Annotated in this window: 20 protein-coding genes; 14 read left to right on the top strand and 6 right to left on the bottom strand. The window is 64.9% G+C overall.

Going from position 1 to position 16,878, the window contains the following annotated elements:
• Positions 1-183 precede the first annotated feature (183 nt).
• The 5 genes from KHO18_RS14750 to KHO18_RS14770 all read left to right on the top strand — a co-directional run bounded on the left by KHO18_RS14750 (position 184) and on the right by KHO18_RS14770 (position 3,482).
• The gene (locus tag KHO18_RS14750) at positions 184-1,683 is read left to right on the top strand and encodes an amino acid permease (protein WP_211943440.1); all 1,500 of its coding nucleotides are present in this window, start codon (positions 184-186) and stop codon (positions 1,681-1,683) included.
• Positions 1,684-1,855: 172 nt separating this feature from the next.
• The gene (locus KHO18_RS14755; RefSeq protein WP_144195549.1) at positions 1,856-2,095 is read left to right on the top strand and encodes a hypothetical protein; all 240 of its coding nucleotides are present in this window, start codon (positions 1,856-1,858) and stop codon (positions 2,093-2,095) included.
• A gap of 167 nt (positions 2,096-2,262) precedes the next feature.
• The gene (locus KHO18_RS14760; protein ID WP_144195551.1) at positions 2,263-2,826 is read left to right on the top strand and encodes a hypothetical protein; all 564 of its coding nucleotides are present in this window, start codon (positions 2,263-2,265) and stop codon (positions 2,824-2,826) included.
• A complete protein-coding gene (locus KHO18_RS14765) occupies positions 2,807-3,124 on the top strand; it encodes a hypothetical protein (RefSeq protein WP_144195552.1) in 318 nt (105 codons plus the stop codon). The genes KHO18_RS14760 and KHO18_RS14765 overlap by 20 nt, the downstream gene beginning before the upstream one ends.
• A gap of 1 nt (position 3,125) precedes the next feature.
• Positions 3,126-3,482 (top strand): hypothetical protein, encoded by a 357-nt coding sequence (locus KHO18_RS14770; protein ID WP_144195554.1) that lies wholly within the window; start codon positions 3,126-3,128, stop codon positions 3,480-3,482.
• 30 nt (positions 3,483-3,512) lie between these two features.
• On the opposite strand, the gene KHO18_RS14775 is transcribed toward KHO18_RS14770, so the two are convergent.
• The 6 genes from KHO18_RS14775 to KHO18_RS14800 form a co-directional block, all read right to left on the bottom strand.
• Entirely contained in the window at positions 3,513-4,226 is a 714-nt protein-coding gene (locus KHO18_RS14775) for an ABC transporter ATP-binding protein (protein WP_144195556.1), read from the bottom strand.
• Entirely contained in the window at positions 4,226-5,023 is a 798-nt protein-coding gene (locus tag KHO18_RS14780) for an ABC transporter ATP-binding protein (RefSeq protein ID WP_244844815.1), read from the bottom strand. Before KHO18_RS14780 ends, KHO18_RS14775 begins: the two co-directional genes overlap by 1 nt.
• Positions 5,020-6,333 (bottom strand): branched-chain amino acid ABC transporter permease, encoded by a 1,314-nt coding sequence (locus KHO18_RS14785; RefSeq protein ID WP_144195558.1) that lies wholly within the window; start codon positions 6,331-6,333, stop codon positions 5,020-5,022. Before KHO18_RS14785 ends, KHO18_RS14780 begins: the two co-directional genes overlap by 4 nt.
• 3 nt (positions 6,334-6,336) lie before the next feature.
• Complete coding sequence (locus tag KHO18_RS14790) at positions 6,337-7,284, bottom strand: branched-chain amino acid ABC transporter permease (RefSeq protein ID WP_144195560.1); 948 nt, start codon at positions 7,282-7,284, stop codon at positions 6,337-6,339.
• A 117-nt stretch (positions 7,285-7,401) separates the two neighbouring features.
• A complete protein-coding gene (locus KHO18_RS14795; protein ID WP_144195562.1) occupies positions 7,402-8,652 on the bottom strand; it encodes a branched-chain amino acid ABC transporter substrate-binding protein in 1,251 nt (416 codons plus the stop codon).
• 123 nt (positions 8,653-8,775) lie between these two features.
• Complete coding sequence (locus tag KHO18_RS14800; RefSeq protein ID WP_144195564.1) at positions 8,776-10,401, bottom strand: 3-(methylthio)propionyl-CoA ligase; 1,626 nt, start codon at positions 10,399-10,401, stop codon at positions 8,776-8,778.
• Positions 10,402-10,695: 294 nt separating this feature from the next.
• Between KHO18_RS14800 and KHO18_RS14805 the strand changes: the two genes are divergently transcribed.
• The 9 genes from KHO18_RS14805 to KHO18_RS14845 all read left to right on the top strand — a co-directional run bounded on the left by KHO18_RS14805 (position 10,696) and on the right by KHO18_RS14845 (position 16,869).
• Positions 10,696-12,240 carry a protein adenylyltransferase SelO gene (locus KHO18_RS14805; protein ID WP_144195566.1) on the top strand — a complete coding sequence of 515 codons (1,545 nt, stop codon included), beginning with the start codon at positions 10,696-10,698 and terminating at the stop codon, positions 12,238-12,240.
• Between the two features lie 101 nt (positions 12,241-12,341).
• Entirely contained in the window at positions 12,342-12,749 is a 408-nt protein-coding gene (gene msrB, locus KHO18_RS14810; protein WP_144195568.1) for a peptide-methionine (R)-S-oxide reductase MsrB, read from the top strand.
• A gap of 115 nt (positions 12,750-12,864) precedes the next feature.
• Entirely contained in the window at positions 12,865-13,404 is a 540-nt protein-coding gene (locus tag KHO18_RS14815) for a septation protein A (protein ID WP_144195570.1), read from the top strand.
• Between the two features lie 28 nt (positions 13,405-13,432).
• Positions 13,433-13,747 (top strand): BolA family protein, encoded by a 315-nt coding sequence (locus KHO18_RS14820; protein ID WP_144195572.1) that lies wholly within the window; start codon positions 13,433-13,435, stop codon positions 13,745-13,747.
• 4 nt (positions 13,748-13,751) lie between these two features.
• Entirely contained in the window at positions 13,752-14,546 is a 795-nt protein-coding gene (locus tag KHO18_RS14825) for a peptidylprolyl isomerase (RefSeq protein ID WP_144195574.1), read from the top strand.
• Positions 14,547-14,732: 186 nt separating this feature from the next.
• Entirely contained in the window at positions 14,733-15,053 is a 321-nt protein-coding gene (locus tag KHO18_RS14830; protein ID WP_211943441.1) for a hypothetical protein, read from the top strand.
• A 163-nt stretch (positions 15,054-15,216) separates the two neighbouring features.
• Complete coding sequence (locus KHO18_RS14835; RefSeq protein ID WP_144195578.1) at positions 15,217-15,951, top strand: aspartate/glutamate racemase family protein; 735 nt, start codon at positions 15,217-15,219, stop codon at positions 15,949-15,951.
• 310 nt (positions 15,952-16,261) lie between these two features.
• Entirely contained in the window at positions 16,262-16,699 is a 438-nt protein-coding gene (locus tag KHO18_RS14840; RefSeq protein ID WP_144195580.1) for a hypothetical protein, read from the top strand.
• Between the two features lie 23 nt (positions 16,700-16,722).
• Positions 16,723-16,869 (top strand): hypothetical protein, encoded by a 147-nt coding sequence (locus KHO18_RS14845; protein WP_186296741.1) that lies wholly within the window; start codon positions 16,723-16,725, stop codon positions 16,867-16,869.
• Positions 16,870-16,878 lie beyond the last annotated feature (9 nt).

Raw genomic sequence — 16,878 nt, forward strand, 5'->3', positions numbered from 1 at the left:
GGCACTTTTCACCCACCCTGCCGCCCGGGTTCGACTTTATTTGACGCCGCACTCGAATCCACTAAAAAGGACAGGTTAGACTCGCGCCTTTTCATTTTTACGGGTATGGCGTCCCCGCGCGCCCCGGCCGGCTTACGAGGCCGCCGGTATTCCCTGACGTTGCAGCGACCCTGTGTCTACCTGATGTCTTCCTCTCATTCGCACCCACATCCGCATCAACATCCCGTCGTCGAGCACGACGACCTGCGCCGCAAGCTCAAGGCGCGCCACCTGACCATGATCGCCCTCGGCGGGGCCATCGGCACGGGGCTGTTCGTGGCCTCCGGTGCCTCGATCGCCCAGTCCGGCCCCGGCGGCGCCCTGCTCGCCTACTGCCTGATCGGCCTGATGGTCTATTGCCTGATGACCAGCCTGGGCGAACTGGCCGTGCACATGCCCGTGGCGGGCTCGTTTGTCACCTATAGCGCGGTCTACGTCGAGGAAGGCTTCGGCTTTGCGCTCGGCTGGAACTACTGGTTCAGCCTGGCCGTAACGATTGCCGTGGAGCTGACTGCCGCCCAGCTCGTCATGCAGTACTGGTTCCCGGACGTGCCGGGCATGGCCTGGAGCGGCGGCTTCCTGACGCTGATGTTCGCGCTCAACGCGTTTTCGGTGCGCGGCTTCGGCGAGGCCGAATACTGGTTCGCGCTGATCAAGGTGGTCACGGTGGTGGTCTTCCTCGGCGTGGGCGTGCTGATGATCTTCGGCATCATGAACGGCGGGCCGCAGTCGGGCTGGCACAACTTCACCACGGGCGAGGCGCCGTTCGTTGGCGGGGTGCCGGGGATGTTCGCCGTGGCGATGATTGCCGGATTCTCGTTCCAGGGCACCGAGACCGTGGGCGTGGCCGCCGGCGAGGCCGCCGACCCGGCCCGCACGCTGCCGCGCGCCATCCGCCAGACCTTCTGGCGCATCCTGCTGTTCTATGTGCTGGCGATCCTGATCATCGGCGTGCTGATTCCCTACACCGACCCGAGCCTGCTGCGCAACGACGTGACCGACGTGGGCGTGAGCCCGTTCGCGCTGGTGTTCCGCCACGCCGGGCTGGCCTTCGCGGCGGGGCTGATGAACGCGGTGGTGCTGACGGCGCTGCTGTCTGCGGGCACCTCGAGCATGTATGTCTCCACCCGCATCCTGTACGGCCTGGCCGTCAGCGGCCGCGCCCCGCGCATGTTCGCCCGGCTCACGCCGAACGGCGTGCCGTTCAACGCGCTGCTGGTCACCACCGGCATCGGCGCGCTGTGCTTCTTCAGTTCGCTGTTTGGCGACAAGGCGGTGTACCTGTGGCTGCTCAATACCTCGGCCATGACCGGCTTCTTCGCCTGGCTCGGCATCGCCCTGAGCCACTACCGCTTCCGGCGCGGGTTGATCTACCAGGGCTACAGCGTCAGCGACCTCGCGTACCGGTCGCCCCTCTACCCCTTCGGCCCGATCTTCGCCGGCGTGCTGTGCGTGGTGATCGTGGCCGGCCAGAATTACCAGGCGTTCGCCGATATCCCCAACCGCTGGCCGGAGATCCTGGCGACCTATATCGGCGTGCCGATGTTCCTGGCACTGTGGATCGGCTACCGGCTCGTCAAAAAGACCCGGTTGATCGACTATGAGGATATGCCGTTCGACCTGCCGAACGCGGAAAAGCAGTAAGGCTGCCGCCACCATTACAAGGCGTGGCCGGAACGGTCGGGCGATTCTGCAACATCACCCCGCCCCCCCGCCACGCCCGGCGGCTTCCCGCTCTGGCACGCATCGTGCGCCCCGGCTCCCTGTTGATCGACCATTGATCGACGATTGATCGACGCAACCCAAGGAGCCGACGATGAAAAACCCCTGGCTGAAGAAAAACCCCATGCTGAGCATGTGGCTAAGCGGCGCCAACGCCGCGGCGGGCGCCGCCCGGGGCCGGGCGACCGCCGAAGCCAAACGCCAGACCACGCTGGCCACATCCGCCATGATGAAAGCCACAACCGACGCCTGGCTGGCGGCCCTCACTCCGGCGGCTCCCGCGAAGAAGCGCGCTAAAGCGAAAAGCCGCGCAGGCGGAGGGCGACGGAAGTAGGTTGTTGCGGTTTGAGACAGTGTTGGAGCGGTTGATCCGGCGCAAAGCGGCCGGCAATGAGGCCAGTAGATTGGGCGTTCATTTGTGCGGGAGCCAATGTGGACGCCAGAGAGATTGCCCGGGAGATTGATGGAGACGCGAGCCTAGCGTCGGAATTTCGAAACCTGATGGATCGCAGGCTCGGTATTGGCGGCGCATCAGGCCGGGATACAGAAGCGATCGTGCGCCTGCTCGGGCTCGAAGAGACAATGCGTCGTATTGAGTCTCGCCGTGCAACGCTCGGTTTCGACGGCAAACGGCTAACGTGGGCCGAAGATGGCTTACGTCTCGCATGGCATGCGGCGTCTGGCAAGCCGGGCTTCACAGGCAAGGAACATCAGACAAGGGCGGATGTGGGGCCCATTCCAGAAGGCCGTTACGTTGCAAGACAGGAGCGTCTGCAACGATGGGAGAACTATCCCTGGTCCGACCGTCGACGATGCATAGTTCGAACGCTTGGCATCGTGAAGTACAGCGGAACGTGGCCGGGCTGTGTCATGTCCTGGGGAAAGCGCCGCGTATGGCTAGACCCGCTCCCAGGCACTCCCACACATGGACGCGGCGGCTTTTCGATCCACGGCGGCTGGTGGCGAGGATCGGCGGGCTGTATCGACCTGACGTCCGACATGCCATCCTTCGTCGACGCCTTCCTCAAGTATGGAAAAGACATAGATGTCGTGGTCCGCTACTGAACGCGCTTGTCGCATTGGCTGGTCAGCTCTGCTCGCCTTCTTTCTCACCGGCATGCTGCTCGATGTGCTGACCGTAGCCGGAATACTTCACCCCGACGAGTACAACGGACCGCCAATCTGGCAGATCCAAGGGTTCCTCAACATTCGAGCGTATGCCGAGTCAAGCGGCGAGCAGATTTTCCTGCTCCTGTTCGCGCTGGCCGGGCTCTGGATAACGCAGCGCCGGCGCTGGCTCAACTGGGCATGGAGCATGCCTCTGTTGTCCAACCTTGTCCTGCATGCCTACATCTACCCTTGACATGCCTTGGTCGAACATCGAACGTGCATTGCGGATGGCGTGGACAGGGCTGCTGCTGTGCCACCTGCTCGCCCTTGCCATCCAGTTCCTCCTGGCTGCCGCCAATCTCAACGAAGACGCCGGGATCGGCTATCCCACATACAGTCCAGTCTGGGAAGCCGAGCGCTTTCAAAGCCCGGAAGCGTATTTCTATCGGCGAGGCGTGACGGCTGGGTATTGGCTGTTTTCGATAGCCGGTCTCTGGATCCGGCAGCGCTCCCCATGGCTCAACTGGGCCTGGACACTACCCTGGCTGGGCGCAACCGCGATTGGCTGGTTCACGGGGGACTGGCCGGTCTGGACGCCCATGGACTACTAATCAGGCAAGAAAACGCGCTGCAATTGCCCCTCAAACCTCCAGCCATTCCTTCCTCACCTGCCCGTTCGCCTTCAGCTCGGTCGGCGTGCCCTCGAAGACGATGTGGCCGTGGCCCATGACGTACACCCGCTGGGAGATGTCCAGCGCAATCGCCAGTTTCTGCTCGATCAGCAGCACTGACACGCCGCGCTCCTTCAGCGTCTTCAGGAAGTCGCCGACCAGCGCCACGATCATGGGCGCCAGTCCTTCGGTGGGTTCGTCGATCAGGATCAGGTCGGGGTCGCCCATCAGGGTGCGGCACAGGGTCAGCATCTGCTGCTCGCCGCCCGAGAGCACGCCGGCTGACGTGTTCTCGCGCTCCTTCAGCCTCGGGAACATTTGATACATATCGTTCACCGACCAGCGCGGCGACGACTGGCGCGGGTTGCGCTTCTCGCCCAGCAGCAGGTTCTGGCGCACGGTCAGGCTTGGGAAGATGTCGCGGTTCTCCGGCACGTAGCCGATGCCCGCATGGGCGATCTCGAAGGTGCGGCGGCCAAGGATTTCCTCGTCGCGGAAGCGCACCGACCCCTCGGCCTTGACCATGCCGAGGATCGCCTTGGCCATGGTCGAGCGCCCCACCCCGTTGCGGCCGAGCAGCGCCACGATCTCGCCCTCGTCGATATGGGCATCCACGCCGTGCAGGATGTGGCTCTTGCCGTAGTAGGCGTGCAGCCCGGTAACGTCCAGCATGCGCTTGGCCATCAGTGCGCTCCTTCCGGCACGGGTTCGTCGAGGCTCGTGCCCAGGTAGGCTTCCTTGACCTTGCGGTTGTTGCGGATGGCCTCGGGCGTGTCCGTGGCGATGACTTCGCCGTAGACCAGCACCGAGATCCGGTCCGCCAGGCCGAAGACCACGCTCATGTCGTGCTCCACCATCACCAGCGTCTTGCCGACCGTGACCTTGCGGATCAGCTCCACCGCGTGGTCCGATTCCGACCGGCTCATGCCGGCGGTAGGCTCGTCCAGCAGGATCACCTCGGCGCCGCCCGCGATGGTGATGCCGATCTCCAGCGCGCGCTGCTCCGCATAGGTCAGCAGCCCGGCCTGCGAGTGGCGCCGATGCTGCATGCCGATCAGCTCCAGCACCTCCTCGGCCCGCTCACGCGCATCGCGCAACTCGGACAGCCGGTGCCAGAACGAATACTTGTAGCCGAGCGACCACAGCACCGCGCAGCGCAGATTCTCGAACACCGACAGCCGGTGGAAGATATTGGTGATCTGGAAGCTGCGCGACAGCCCCATCCGGTTGATCTCGAACGGACGCAGCCCGCTGATGGGCTGGCCATTGAGCCTGACCGTGCCCGAGCTGGGCGCGAACCGCCCCGAGATCAGGTTGAAGGTGGTGGACTTGCCCGCCCCGTTCGGCCCGATCATCGCGTGGCGCTCGCCGCGTCCGATAGCCAGCGTCACGCCACGGATGATCTCGGTCTGGCCGAACTTCTTGCGCACGTCGATAAGTTCCAGCGCGGGCGTGCCCCCGCCTGCCATGGCCGCCGTCATGCCTGACCTCCGAATTCCGCCTGGATCTTGTCGAGTTCGGCGCGCACACGGCCCGCCGCCCAGCGCCACGCCACGTAGCCCACGGCCCAGAGCGCCGCGGCGACGATCCAGGGTGCTACCGTGCCCGCGTCGAAGGCCACGCCGAACAGCCGCATCGCGGTGCCGTTGGCGCTATCCACCTGCACCTTGTAGACCAGTTCCACGGTCAGGATCAGTGCCGCCAGCAGCACCAGCCCGGCCAAGGCCGCCTGCCCGTAGCTGGGCAGCATCCGCCCGAGGCGCTTCTTCGCCAGCAGCGGCACCTGCATCAGCAGCAGGCTGGCGATGCCGCCCGGCACGAACATCACCATCATCACGAAGAACAGGCCGAGGTAGAGCAGCCAGGCCTTGGTCAGGTCCGACAGCGCCACCGCGAACAGCACGAAGACCACGGCACCGATCACCGGGCCGAAGAACACCCCCGCGCCACCGATGAAGGCGGCCAGCAGCACGCCGCCCGAGCGCACCGCGCTGACGTTCTCGGCGGACACGATCTCGAAGTTGATGGCCGACAAGGCCCCGGCGATGCCCGCGAAAAATGCCGAAAGAATCACAACCAGGAATCGCACCCGCTGGGTGTTATAGCCAATGAATTCCACGCGCTCGGGGTTGTCGCGCACGGCGTTGGCGATGCGCCCGAGCGGGGTCTGGGTCCAGGCGTACATCGCCGCCATGGAGGCCAGGCACCAGAGGGCAATCAGGTAGTAGACCTGCCGGCCCGGGCCGAAGGTGATGCCCAGGAAGGGGTCGCCAACCACCCGGTTCGTGGAAATGCCGCCCTCGCCGCCGAAGAAGTCCGGGAACATCAGCGAGCTGGCGAACACCATCTCGCCGATGCCCATGGTGATCATGGCGAAGGTCGTGCCGGATTTCTTGGTCGTTACGTAGCCGAACAGCACGCCGAAGAACGCGCCGGCCAGCCCGCCCACCAGCGGCAGCATCGACACCGGCAGCCAGACCTTGCCGGCGCCGATCATGTTCAGCACGTGCACGGCGATGAACGCCCCGAGGCCCGCATAGACCGCATGGCCGAAGGACAGCATGCCGGTCTGCCCGAGCAGCATGTTGTACGACAACGCGAAGATGATCATGATGCCCATCTGGGACATCAGCGTCACGGCGAAGCCGCCCGTGAAGATCATCGGCATCACCAGCATCAGCAGCGCGGTGGCGCCCCAGATAATCCAGCGGGCCAGGTTGAGCGGGCGGTAGCGCATGGTGCGGCCGGTCACTACCGCGTTGGGAGTCTGTTGCATGGTCGTGGTCTCCATCGCTCAGCTCTCCCGGGTGCCCATGAGCCCGCGTGGGCGGAAAATCAGCATCACCACCAGCAGCAGGTACGGCAGCACCGGCGCCACCTGGGCCACCGTGAGCTTCCAGACCGAACTCAGTGGCGTGGCGTCGCTGACGTTGAGCCCCAGCGCGCCGAACAGGCCGGCCAGCGAGGCGTCGATCGTCACCGCGAAGGTTTGCAGCACGCCAATCAGGATCGAGGCGATGAACGCCCCCACCAGCGACCCCATGCCCCCCACCACGGCCACCACGAAGACGATGGAGCCTACCGCCGCCGCCATCGACGGCTCGGTCACGAAGGCATTGCCGCCGATCACCCCTGCCAGCCCCGCCAGCGCGGCGCCGCCGCCGAAGACCATCATGAACACGCGCGGCACGTTGTGGCCGAGGGCCTCGACCATCTCCGGGTGCGTCAGTGCGGCCTGGATCACCAGCCCGATGCGGGTGCGGGTCAGCACGAGGTAGATCGCCACCAGCATGCCCAGCGACACCAGCATCATGAACGCCCGGTAGGTGGGGAAGGACGAGGTGAACACGGTGAACAGCGGCCCGTCCAGCTCCGGCGGTACCCGGTACGGCACGGCGGCCAGCCCCCAGACCAGCTTCACGCCCTCCTCGATCAGGTAGGCCAGGCCGAAGGTGAATAGCAATTCGGCCACGTGACCGAACTTGTGCACGGTGCGCAGCCCGAAGCGCTCGACCAGCGCGCCGGCCCCGGCCACCAGCAGCGGGGCCAGGATCAGCGCCGGCCAGAAGCCGATCTTGCTGGCGATGGTGTAGGCAAAGTAGGCGCCCAGCATATAGAAGCTGGCATGCGCGAAATTGAGCACGCCCATCATGCTGAAGATGAGCGTGAGCCCCGATGACAGCATGAACAGCAGCAGCCCATAGCTGATGCCGTTCAATAGCGAAATGACGAAAAATTCCACGGCGGGTCCTTCGGTGGGACGTGTGGCGCCCAGCGCAAAAGCGTGATTGTCCGCCGATCCGGGGCAGACGGAAACCCGTCCCGCCCCGGATCGCTCAGATGCCGGTGGCGCGCCGGATCAGCCCGGGCGCTTCATCTGGCAGGAGGTGGGCTGGGCGGCGACAAACTGGTCGAGCTGCGCATCCGTCTTCCAGCCATAGCCGGTGTTCTCGGCGTCGTACTTCACTTCCTTGCCGTCCACCTTGGTCCACGTGGCCACCACGAGCGACTGTTGCGCCTGGTGGTCGGTGTTACGCATCTCGACGGTGCCGTTCATGCTTTCCACCTTGAGGCCCTCGAGCGCCTGGGCCACCTTCACCGGATCGGTGGAGTTGGCCTTCTTCATCGCCTGGCTCAGCATGGCGATGCCCGTGTACGACGCCATCACGTAGAAATCGTCGTTGTACTTCTTTTTGAAGCCCTCGATGATGTCCGAGCCCTTGAACCCCTTGTTGTTCGGGTTGTAGTAGCCCACGTACTTGACGCGCTCGGCGCCGGCAGCGCCCATCGCCGTTGCCACGCCCGTGGTGCCGGCGTAGTAGGTGTAGTAGTTCGTGGTCAGCCCGGCGTCCTTGCCGGCCTTGATCAGCAGGGCCAGGTCGCTGCCCCAGTTGCCGGTGATGACCGTATCGGCGCCCGAAGCCTTGATCTTGGCCGCATACGGCGCGAAGTCCTTGACCTGCGCCAGCGGGTGCAGGTCCTCGCCCACGATCTGGATGTCCGGACGCTTGCGCTTCAGGTAGTCCTTGGCGGCGCGCGCCACCTGGTGCCCGAACGAGTAGTTCTGGTTGATCAGGTAGACCTTCTTGACGTTCTGATCCTTGGCCAGGAACGTGGTCAGGGCCTCCATCTTCATGTCGGAGTTGGCGTCCAGCCGGAAGTGCCAGTAATTGCACTTGCTGTTGGTCATGTCCGGGTCCACCGCCGCGTAGTTCAGGTAGACGATTTCCTTGCCCGGATTGCGTTCGTTGTGCTTGGCCACCGCGTCTTCGAGCGCCAGCCCCACCGAGGAGCCGTTGCCCTGCACGATATAGCGGATGTTCTGGTCCACGGCCTGCTTGAGGATGGTCAGGCTTTCCTGCGGCGACAGCTTGTTGTCAAACCCCACCACCTCGAACTTGTGCGCGCCGGCCCAGTTCTTCTGGTTGGCCACCTCCGCCACGTACTGCCAGCTCTTGAGCTGGTTCTGCCCCACCGGGGCCATCAGCCCAGACAGCGGATCGATGAAGGCAATCTTCACCGTATCCGCCGCCGCCATGCCCGAAACCAGCGTGGAACCCAGTGCCGCAAATACCGCCACACCAGCCACCAGCGGACGCATCTTCGTCATACCTGTCTCCTTCACTCTCGTTATCGAATGGCGATTGGAACCGCCGCGGGCGGGGTTGCCGCCTGCCTGTTGCTGCCTGTTATGGATCGGAATTGCACCCGGCCCCGGTCTACGCCGGCTGGCTCAGGCGGTTGGCAGCTTGTAATCCTTGAACTGGTCGCGCAGCTTGAGCTTCTGCATCTTGCCGGTGGCCGTCAGCGGAATCTCGGTGACGAATGCCACGTCGTCCGGAATCCACCACTTGGCCACCTTGCCCTCGAAGAAGGCCAGCAGTTCCTCGCGCGTGACGTCCATGCCGGGCCGCCTGACCACCACCAGCAGCGGGCGCTCGTCCCATTTGGGGTGAAAGGCGGAGATGCACGCGGCCATATGCACCGCCGGGTGGGCGGCGGCCACGTTCTCGATGTCGATGGACGAAATCCACTCGCCGCCGGACTTGATCACGTCCTTGCTGCGGTCCGTGATCTGCATATAGCCTTCCTCGTCGATGGTCGCCACGTCCCCGGTGGGGAACCAGCCATCGACCAGCGGCGTGTTGTCGTTGCGGAAGTAGGTGGAAATCACCCACGGACCGCGCACATACAGGTCGCCGAAGGCCTTGCCGTCCCACGGCAGCTCGGCGCCTTCGCCATCGACGATCTTCATGTCGACGCCATAGATCACCCGGCCCTGCTTCTCCAGGATCTTGTGGCGCGCGTCCTCGGGGAGGTCTTCGTGGCGGGCCAGCAGCTTGCACGAGGTGCCCAGCGGCGACATCTCGGTCATGCCCCAGGCGTGGATCACCTCCACGTCCAGCGCCTCCAGCGCGCGGATCATGGCCGGCGGCGCCGCCGAACCGCCGATCACGGTGCGGCGGAAAGTCGAGAATTTCAGATTATTCGCATTGACATGCTGGAGCAAACCCAGCCAGACCGTCGGCACGCCAGCGGAAAAGGTCACCTTTTCCTGCTCGAACAGTTCGTAGAGCGAGGCGCCGTCCAGCTTGGCCCCCGGCAGCACCAGCTTGGCGCCGACCAGCGGCACCGAGTACGGCAGACCCCAGGCGTTGACGTGGAACATCGGCACGACCGGCAGGATCACGTCCCGCGCGGAGCAGCCGAGTGCGTCGGGCAGCGCCGATGCGTACGAGTGCAGCACCGTGGACCGGTGCGAGTACAGCGCGCCCTTCGGATTGCCGGTGGTACCCGAGGTGTAGCAAAGGCTGGAGGCCAGGTTTTCGTCGAATTCCGGCCAGGCGTAGTCGCCATCCTGCGCGTCGATCAGGTCCTCGTAGCAGAGCAGCGGCACCTTGGCGTCGGCCGGCATGTGGGCGCGGTCGGTCATCATCACCCAGCCCTTTACGTTCGGGCAATGCGGGGCCACGCCTTCCACCAGCGGCAGGAAGGTGGCGTCGAAGAACACGTAGCGGTCTTCGGCGTGATTGACGATATAGGCGATCTGTTCCGGGAACAGCCGGGGATTGATGGTGTGGCAGACGGCGCCCATGCCGGAGACGCCGTAGTAGATCTCCAGGTGGCGATAGCCGTTCCACGCCAGCGTGCCGACTCGTTCACCCTGCTGCACGCCCAGCGCGCCGAGCGCCTGGGCCACCTTGCGGGCCCGCAGCTCGCAGTCGCGGTAGGTGTAGCGGTGGAGGTCGCCCTCGGTCCGCCGCGAGACGATTTCTGTGCTGGCGTAATACCGCGCAGCGTGCTTGATGATGGAGGAAATGAGCAGCGGCGCGCTCATCATTTGACCCATCAATGCCATGGAATGTCTCCAGTCTTGTCGTGGTCGGCCTGAGAAAAACGAACAACCGTGCTTATTTTTGGCGGAATGTTCCCGTGCTCCTCGCCGCATGCGCGTCCACGTCATGCACGAGATTGATGTCCGCTATCGATAAGGCATGGCGCCCCGGTGGACACCCCCTCGGCCGACAGGGGAAAACCGGTGCAAGTACAATACTGCGTGCCCTGATGCGTCTCAATATGTCGTTTTCCCCTAGCCTGCAAGCGCACTTCGGCACCCCCAATCCACCCCCGCAGACCGCAAAGCAGGACGTCGATGCCCCCTGAGTCCCCCGTACCGTTCCGCACCGCGCCCGGCTTTGCCGCGCTGGGCGAGCGCTTCTTCACGCGCCTGCAGCCCACGCCGCTGCCCTCGCCCTACCTGGTCAGCGTGGCGCCGGCTGCCGCCGCGCTGCTGGGCTGGAGCCCGCAGACGATCGGCGCCGAAGCCAGCCAGCCGGATTTCCTCGACACCTTTATCGGCAACCGCGTGCCCGACTGGGCCGACCCGCTGGCCACGGTCTACTCGGGCCACCAGTTCGGCGTCTGGGCCGGGCAGCTGGGCGATGGCCGCGCCATCCGCCTGGCCGAGGCCGAGCGCGACGACGGCCCGTGGGAAATCCAGCTGAAAGGGGGCGGCCTGACGCCCTACTCGCGCATGGCCGATGGCCGCGCGGTGCTGCGCTCATCGATCCGCGAATACCTGTGCTCCGAGGCCATGTACGCGCTGGGCGTGCCGACGACGCGGGCGCTGGCCATCGTCGGCTCGGACGCCCCGGTGCGCCGCGAGACCATCGAGACCGCCGCCGTGGTCACGCGCCTGGCGCCGAGCTTTATCCGCTTCGGCCATTTCGAGCACTTTGCCGCGCGCGAGGACCATGCCGCGCTGCGCGAGCTGGCCGATTTCGTCATCGACCGCTTCTACCCCGCCTGCCGCGATGCCGGCGGCAACCCCTACCAGGCGCTGCTGCGCGAGGTCTCGCTACGCACCGCGGACATGGTGGCGCACTGGCAGGCCGTCGGGTTCTGCCATGGGGTGATGAACACCGACAATATGTCGATCCTGGGGCTGACCATCGACTACGGCCCGTTCGGCTTCCTGGACGCCTTCGACGCCAACCATATCTGCAACCATTCCGACCAGCAGGGCCGCTACGCCTATAGCCAGCAGCCTCAGGTGGCATTCTGGAACCTGCATTGCCTGGCGCAGGCGCTGCTCCCGCTCTGGCGCGACACCGATGCGGCCGACGCAGCCGATCCCGAGGCCGCCAAGGAAGCTGCGGTGGCCGCCGCGCGTGAGGCACTCGACCCGTTCCGCGACCGCTACGCCGCCGCCTTCTTCCGCCACTATCGCGCCAAGCTGGGCCTGCGCCCGCTGGGCGGGCAGGAAAACGAGGACGAGGCGCTGCTGACCAACCTGTTCCGGGTACTGCACGCCAACCGCGTGGACTACACCTTGTTCTGGCGCAACCTCGCCCGCATCTCGGGGAAGGATGCGAGTGCGGATGCCCCGGTGCGCGACCTGTTCCTGGACCGCGCCGCCTGGGACGCCTGGGCCGCCGAATACCGCGCCCGGCTGCAGGCCGAGCAGTCCGACGACGCCACGCGCGCCGCCGGCATGCTCGCCGTGAACCCGAAGTACATCCTGCGCAATCACCTCGCAGAAACCGCGATCCGCGCCGCGCGCGACAAGGACTTCTCCGAGGTGGACCGCCTGCTGGCCGTGCTGTCCCGGCCATTCGACGAGCAGCCCGAGGCGGAAGCCTATGCCGCCCTGCCGCCGGACTGGGCGTCCGGGCTCGAGGTCAGTTGCTCATCGTGACATCGAAGAATCGTGAATTTCTGAATCTGTAAGGATTGCGGCGCGAGTCCGACCAAGCAAGACCGGGGCCCCGCGCCACCGCCCAACGAGAAGGACGCAAGATGACCATCAAGAAGACCGACGCCGAATGGCGTGAGCAACTCTCCGATATCGAGTACCGCGTCGCGCGTGAAGCCGCCACCGAGCGCCCGTTCACCGGCCGCTACTGGGACCACTGGAACCAGGGCATCTACCACTGCGTGGGGTGCGGCACGCCGCTGTTCGAATCAGCCACGAAGTTCGACGCCGGCTGCGGCTGGCCCAGCTATTTCAAGCCGATCAACGGCGAGGTGATCGCCGAGCACACGGACCACAGCCACGGCATGACGCGCGTGGAAGTGCGCTGCAAGGAATGCGGCAGCCACCTGGGCCACGTGTTCGAGGATGGCCCGGCCCCCACCGGCCTGCGCTATTGCATCAACTCGGCTGCGCTAAAATTCGATGATCGGGATCCTTCCGATCGCGGGTGAAACTTCGGGTGATGTAATCGTTGCTTAGGACGCCCGCCACGCGCCATTCCCCAAGTACAATGGCGCGGCCGCGGGCCTCTGCACCAGGCAAGCCCGCCAATCAACCATCGTCCGCATGAAATTTCTTTTCGACCTGTTTCCGGTCATCCTGTTCTTCATCGCCTTCAAGCTGTTCGGCATCTATCCGGCCACGGCCGTCGCGATGATTGCCACGGTGTTCCAGATTGCCTGGGTGCGCTTCCGCCACGGCAAGGTGGAACCGATGCAATGGGTCAGCCTGCTGATCATCGGCGTGTTTGGCGGTGCCACCATCCTGTTGCACAACGAGACCTTCATCAAGTGGAAGCCGACGGTGCTGTACTGGCTGTTCGCGGTGACGCTGGTGGGCTCGGTCATTGGCTGGCGCAAGAACCTGATCCGCGCCATGATGGAAAAGCAGGTCACCCTGCCGGACGCCATGTGGGGCCGCCTGAATGCGGCCTGGGCCGGCTTCTTCGCCGCCATGGGCCTGCTGAACCTCTACGTGGCATACACGTTCTCCACCGATACCTGGGTCAACTTCAAGCTGTTCGGCAGCATGGGGCTGATGCTGGTGTTCATCGTGCTCCAGAGCATCTGGATGTCGCGCCATATCCAGGAAACCCCGTCCGAATAAGCCGGACGCCACGCTACAAGGAACCCGGATGGCTGCAGACCCCGCCACCATCGACGCGCTGCTGCGTGCGGCCCTCGACCCCTCCCGCCTGACCGTGCGCGACGACAGCGCGGCCCATGCCGGCCATGCCGGCGCGGCCTCCGGCGGAGGGCATTACGAAGTGCTGATCGTTAGCGAGTTGTTTGCGGGCCACTCGCGGGTTGCCCGCCATCGCATGGTGTATGATGCGCTGCGCGCCCTGTTCCCGGCGCAGATTCATGCGCTGGCCGTCAGCGCCTACACCGACCAAGAATATCAATCCCGCGAAGCTTCACGCGACGCTACCCGCAACTCTCAGACCTGATTCCATGAAGACCACCGTCCTCTCGTTCAGCCTGGCGGCTGTGCTTGCTGCTGGCAGCCTGCCCGCAATCGCCCAGAACGCCGCCGTTGTGAATGGCAAGCCCATCCCCTCGGCCAAGCTGGACAAGCTGATCGCCGGCACCGGCCAGCCCGCCAGCCCCGAGCTGCGCGACCGGGCCCGCACCATGCTGATCGACCGGGAACTGCTGCTGCAGGAAGCCAACAAGCGCGGCATCACCCAGCGCGACGACGTGCAGGAGCAGCTCGAGCAGGCCAAGCTCAACGTGCTGGCCGGCGCGGTGTTCGAGGACTACGTGCGCACCAACGGCGCCAGCGACGACGAACTGCGCAAGCAGTACGACAAGATCAAGGCGCAGTTCGGCAACGGCAAGGAATACCACGTCCGCCACATCCTGGTGGAGAAGGAAGCCGACGCCCGCGCAATCATCGCCAAGATCAAGGGCGGCGCCAAGTTCGAGGACGTGGCCAAGGCTTCGTCGAAGGACACCGGCTCGGCCGTCAATGGCGGCGACCTGGACTGGGCCAACAGCACCAGCTACGTGCCCGAGTTCTCGGCCGCGATGACCGGCCTGAAGAAGGGCCAGATGACCGACACGCCGGTCAAGACCCAGTTTGGCTGGCACATCATCGAACTGGTGGACACGCGCGACGCCAAGATCCCGTCGTTCGAGGAAGTGAAGCCGCAGCTGCAACAGATGCTGATGGGGGACCAGGCCTGGCAGCGCGAGCAGTTCCAGGCAATGATGAAGTCGATCAAGGAAAAGGCCAAGATCCAGTAAGGATCCCGGCGTTTCCCGATACCGAAACCGGCGCCCAGGCGCCGGTTTTTGTTTCCCGGGCGCGCTGGCACACACTTTGGGGATATTTCGACGTTCCCCCGGCACAGTGCGCCCGGTAAGATGTTTCCCACGGGCCGCCGGGCCGTTCCGGACCGGCACCCGGCATCCTGGGAGCGCATTGCAAGCATGGGCGTGACAAGCGGCTACTGGCACCTGTGGCATCTCTACTCGCGCGGCGTCGTCTACTGCGCGCTGGGCATGCCGCATATCGATTGCACGGGCATGCGCTGGCGCCACCTCCACCCTCACCTGCCCGAGCGCGACCGATACGCGCAGACCAAGCTGCTCCAGGCGACCATCGCCTATATGGAGATGCACGGCGAACTGTCCGTGCCGCCCGACGCCGACCGCATGCGCCTGCTGTACTCGCGCTACCTGCCCTGGAGCGCCCGGCTCCAGGCGGACATGGCGCCCATCGATCCCACGGTGAACCCGGCGACGGCTTAGCTTCGCCCCCTCCGCCATTCCCACAAAAAGTTACTCTAGCGTCACGTACAACCCGGATATTGCTGACGATCCTGTCAGCGAAGCCAGGTCTTCGGCATGGGCATTGCTTGGGTCCGCTACCCCCTGCGGCCATAACGCCTGAATCCTGCCACCGAGAGTTGTCATGAAGCTCAAGATCATCAACCCCAATACCACCCAGAGCATGACCGACAAGATCGGCCAGTGTGCCCGTGCGGTGGCCATGCCGGACACACAGATCGTGGCAGTCAGCCCACGCATGGGCCCGGCTTCCATCGAGAGCCATTACGATGAGGCGCTCAGCGTGCCGGGCATCCTCGACGAGGTCCTGCTGGGTGAGCAGGAGCACGTGGACGGCTACGTGATTGCCTGTTTCGGCGATCCGGGCCTCTACGCAGCGCGCGAGGTAGCGCGCGGCCCCGTGATCGGCATCGCCGAGGCCGCCATGCACGCGGCCAGTATGATCGGCACGAGCTTCAGCGTGGTCACCACGCTGGCCCGCACCTGCAATATCGCCTGGCACCTGGCCGAGCGCTACGGCATGAAGCGGTTCTGCCGCAACGTGCGCGCCAGCGACCTGCCCGTACTGGAGCTGGAGCGGCCCGGCTCGGATGCGCGCCGCATCATCACCGAAGCCTGCCGCGTGGCACTGGCCGAGGACCAGAGCGACTGTATCGTCCTGGGCTGCGCTGGCATGACGGACCTGTGCGCGGAGATCTCCGACGCGACTGGCGCCCCGGTGATCGACGGCGTCTCATGCGCCGTCAAGATGGCCGAGGCACTAGTCTCGCTGCGGCTCTCCACCAGCAAGCGCGGAGACTGGGCGCGGCCGCTGCCGAAGGCCTACACCGGCCTGCTGGCCCAGTACGCGCTGGGCTGAATGCACCGCATTGAGTCATTGCCAGGCCGGTCGCGCCCAATCTTGCCCCCCCCGACTTCCAGAGCAGCATCAGCAAAGACCGAGGCGCACCATCCGCGCTGGTTTGATCTGGCGCAAAGTCAGTCGCAACAGCAGGGATCGGCAACAAATGTTCACGTCTGTCTGATTGGCGACGGCGTGAGGTGGACTTAGGATGGGCTGCCTGAATTCCTCGATCTGGAGCATCCATCATGCCAATCATTGCACTGCCCTTCGCCATCGCCAGGCGCTATCCGAACCAGAGGTCGCTGCGCGGCTAAGGCATCGCCCCATGACCGCGGCGCTCGACCTGCTCGGCTGGTTCTTCATCAACATCGCCGTCCCGTTGCTGGCGCCCGTGGCATTGCTGCCAATTGCGCGTGTGCCCCGCTTCTATCGGCGGCACAGCAGAGGCATTGTCGTGCGGGCCGTCCAGGATGGGCAACTGCTCTGGACCGTGATTGCGATGAGCGCCAGCGCATGCCATGCACTGGCAGGGCAATTCAACGTCGACCTACTGCCCGGTCCACAGCGGCTGGTCTGGCTCGGCATCACGTGGCATGTGGGCATGATTGTTGGCGCGTCCGGACTCGTCCTCGTGGGTGCCATGGACCAGCATCCCGCGCGGCGCGGCGCCGACTTGCAACCTAACCATATCCTGCGGCTCTCGGTCGTCCTGGCCATGCTGGCCGCGGTCAGTTGCTCGGTCATGCGCGCATTGGGTTCCTAGCTATCAACCTTAAGGAAACGCTCATGGAAAAATTCCTGAACCGGCTGCGTCATGACAAACGCTTCGCAAGGAGGTTCGAGATGGTGGTCATCCTTGTGTACGGCAGCACGGGCCTCTGCTGGATGTCCGCGCTGGCCTACACGGTGCTGACCAGAGGCGGCCTCAAATAGGAAAAGCCC

It is taken from the genome of Cupriavidus campinensis, assembly GCF_905397395.1.
GTDB lineage: Bacteria > Pseudomonadota > Gammaproteobacteria > Burkholderiales > Burkholderiaceae > Cupriavidus > Cupriavidus campinensis.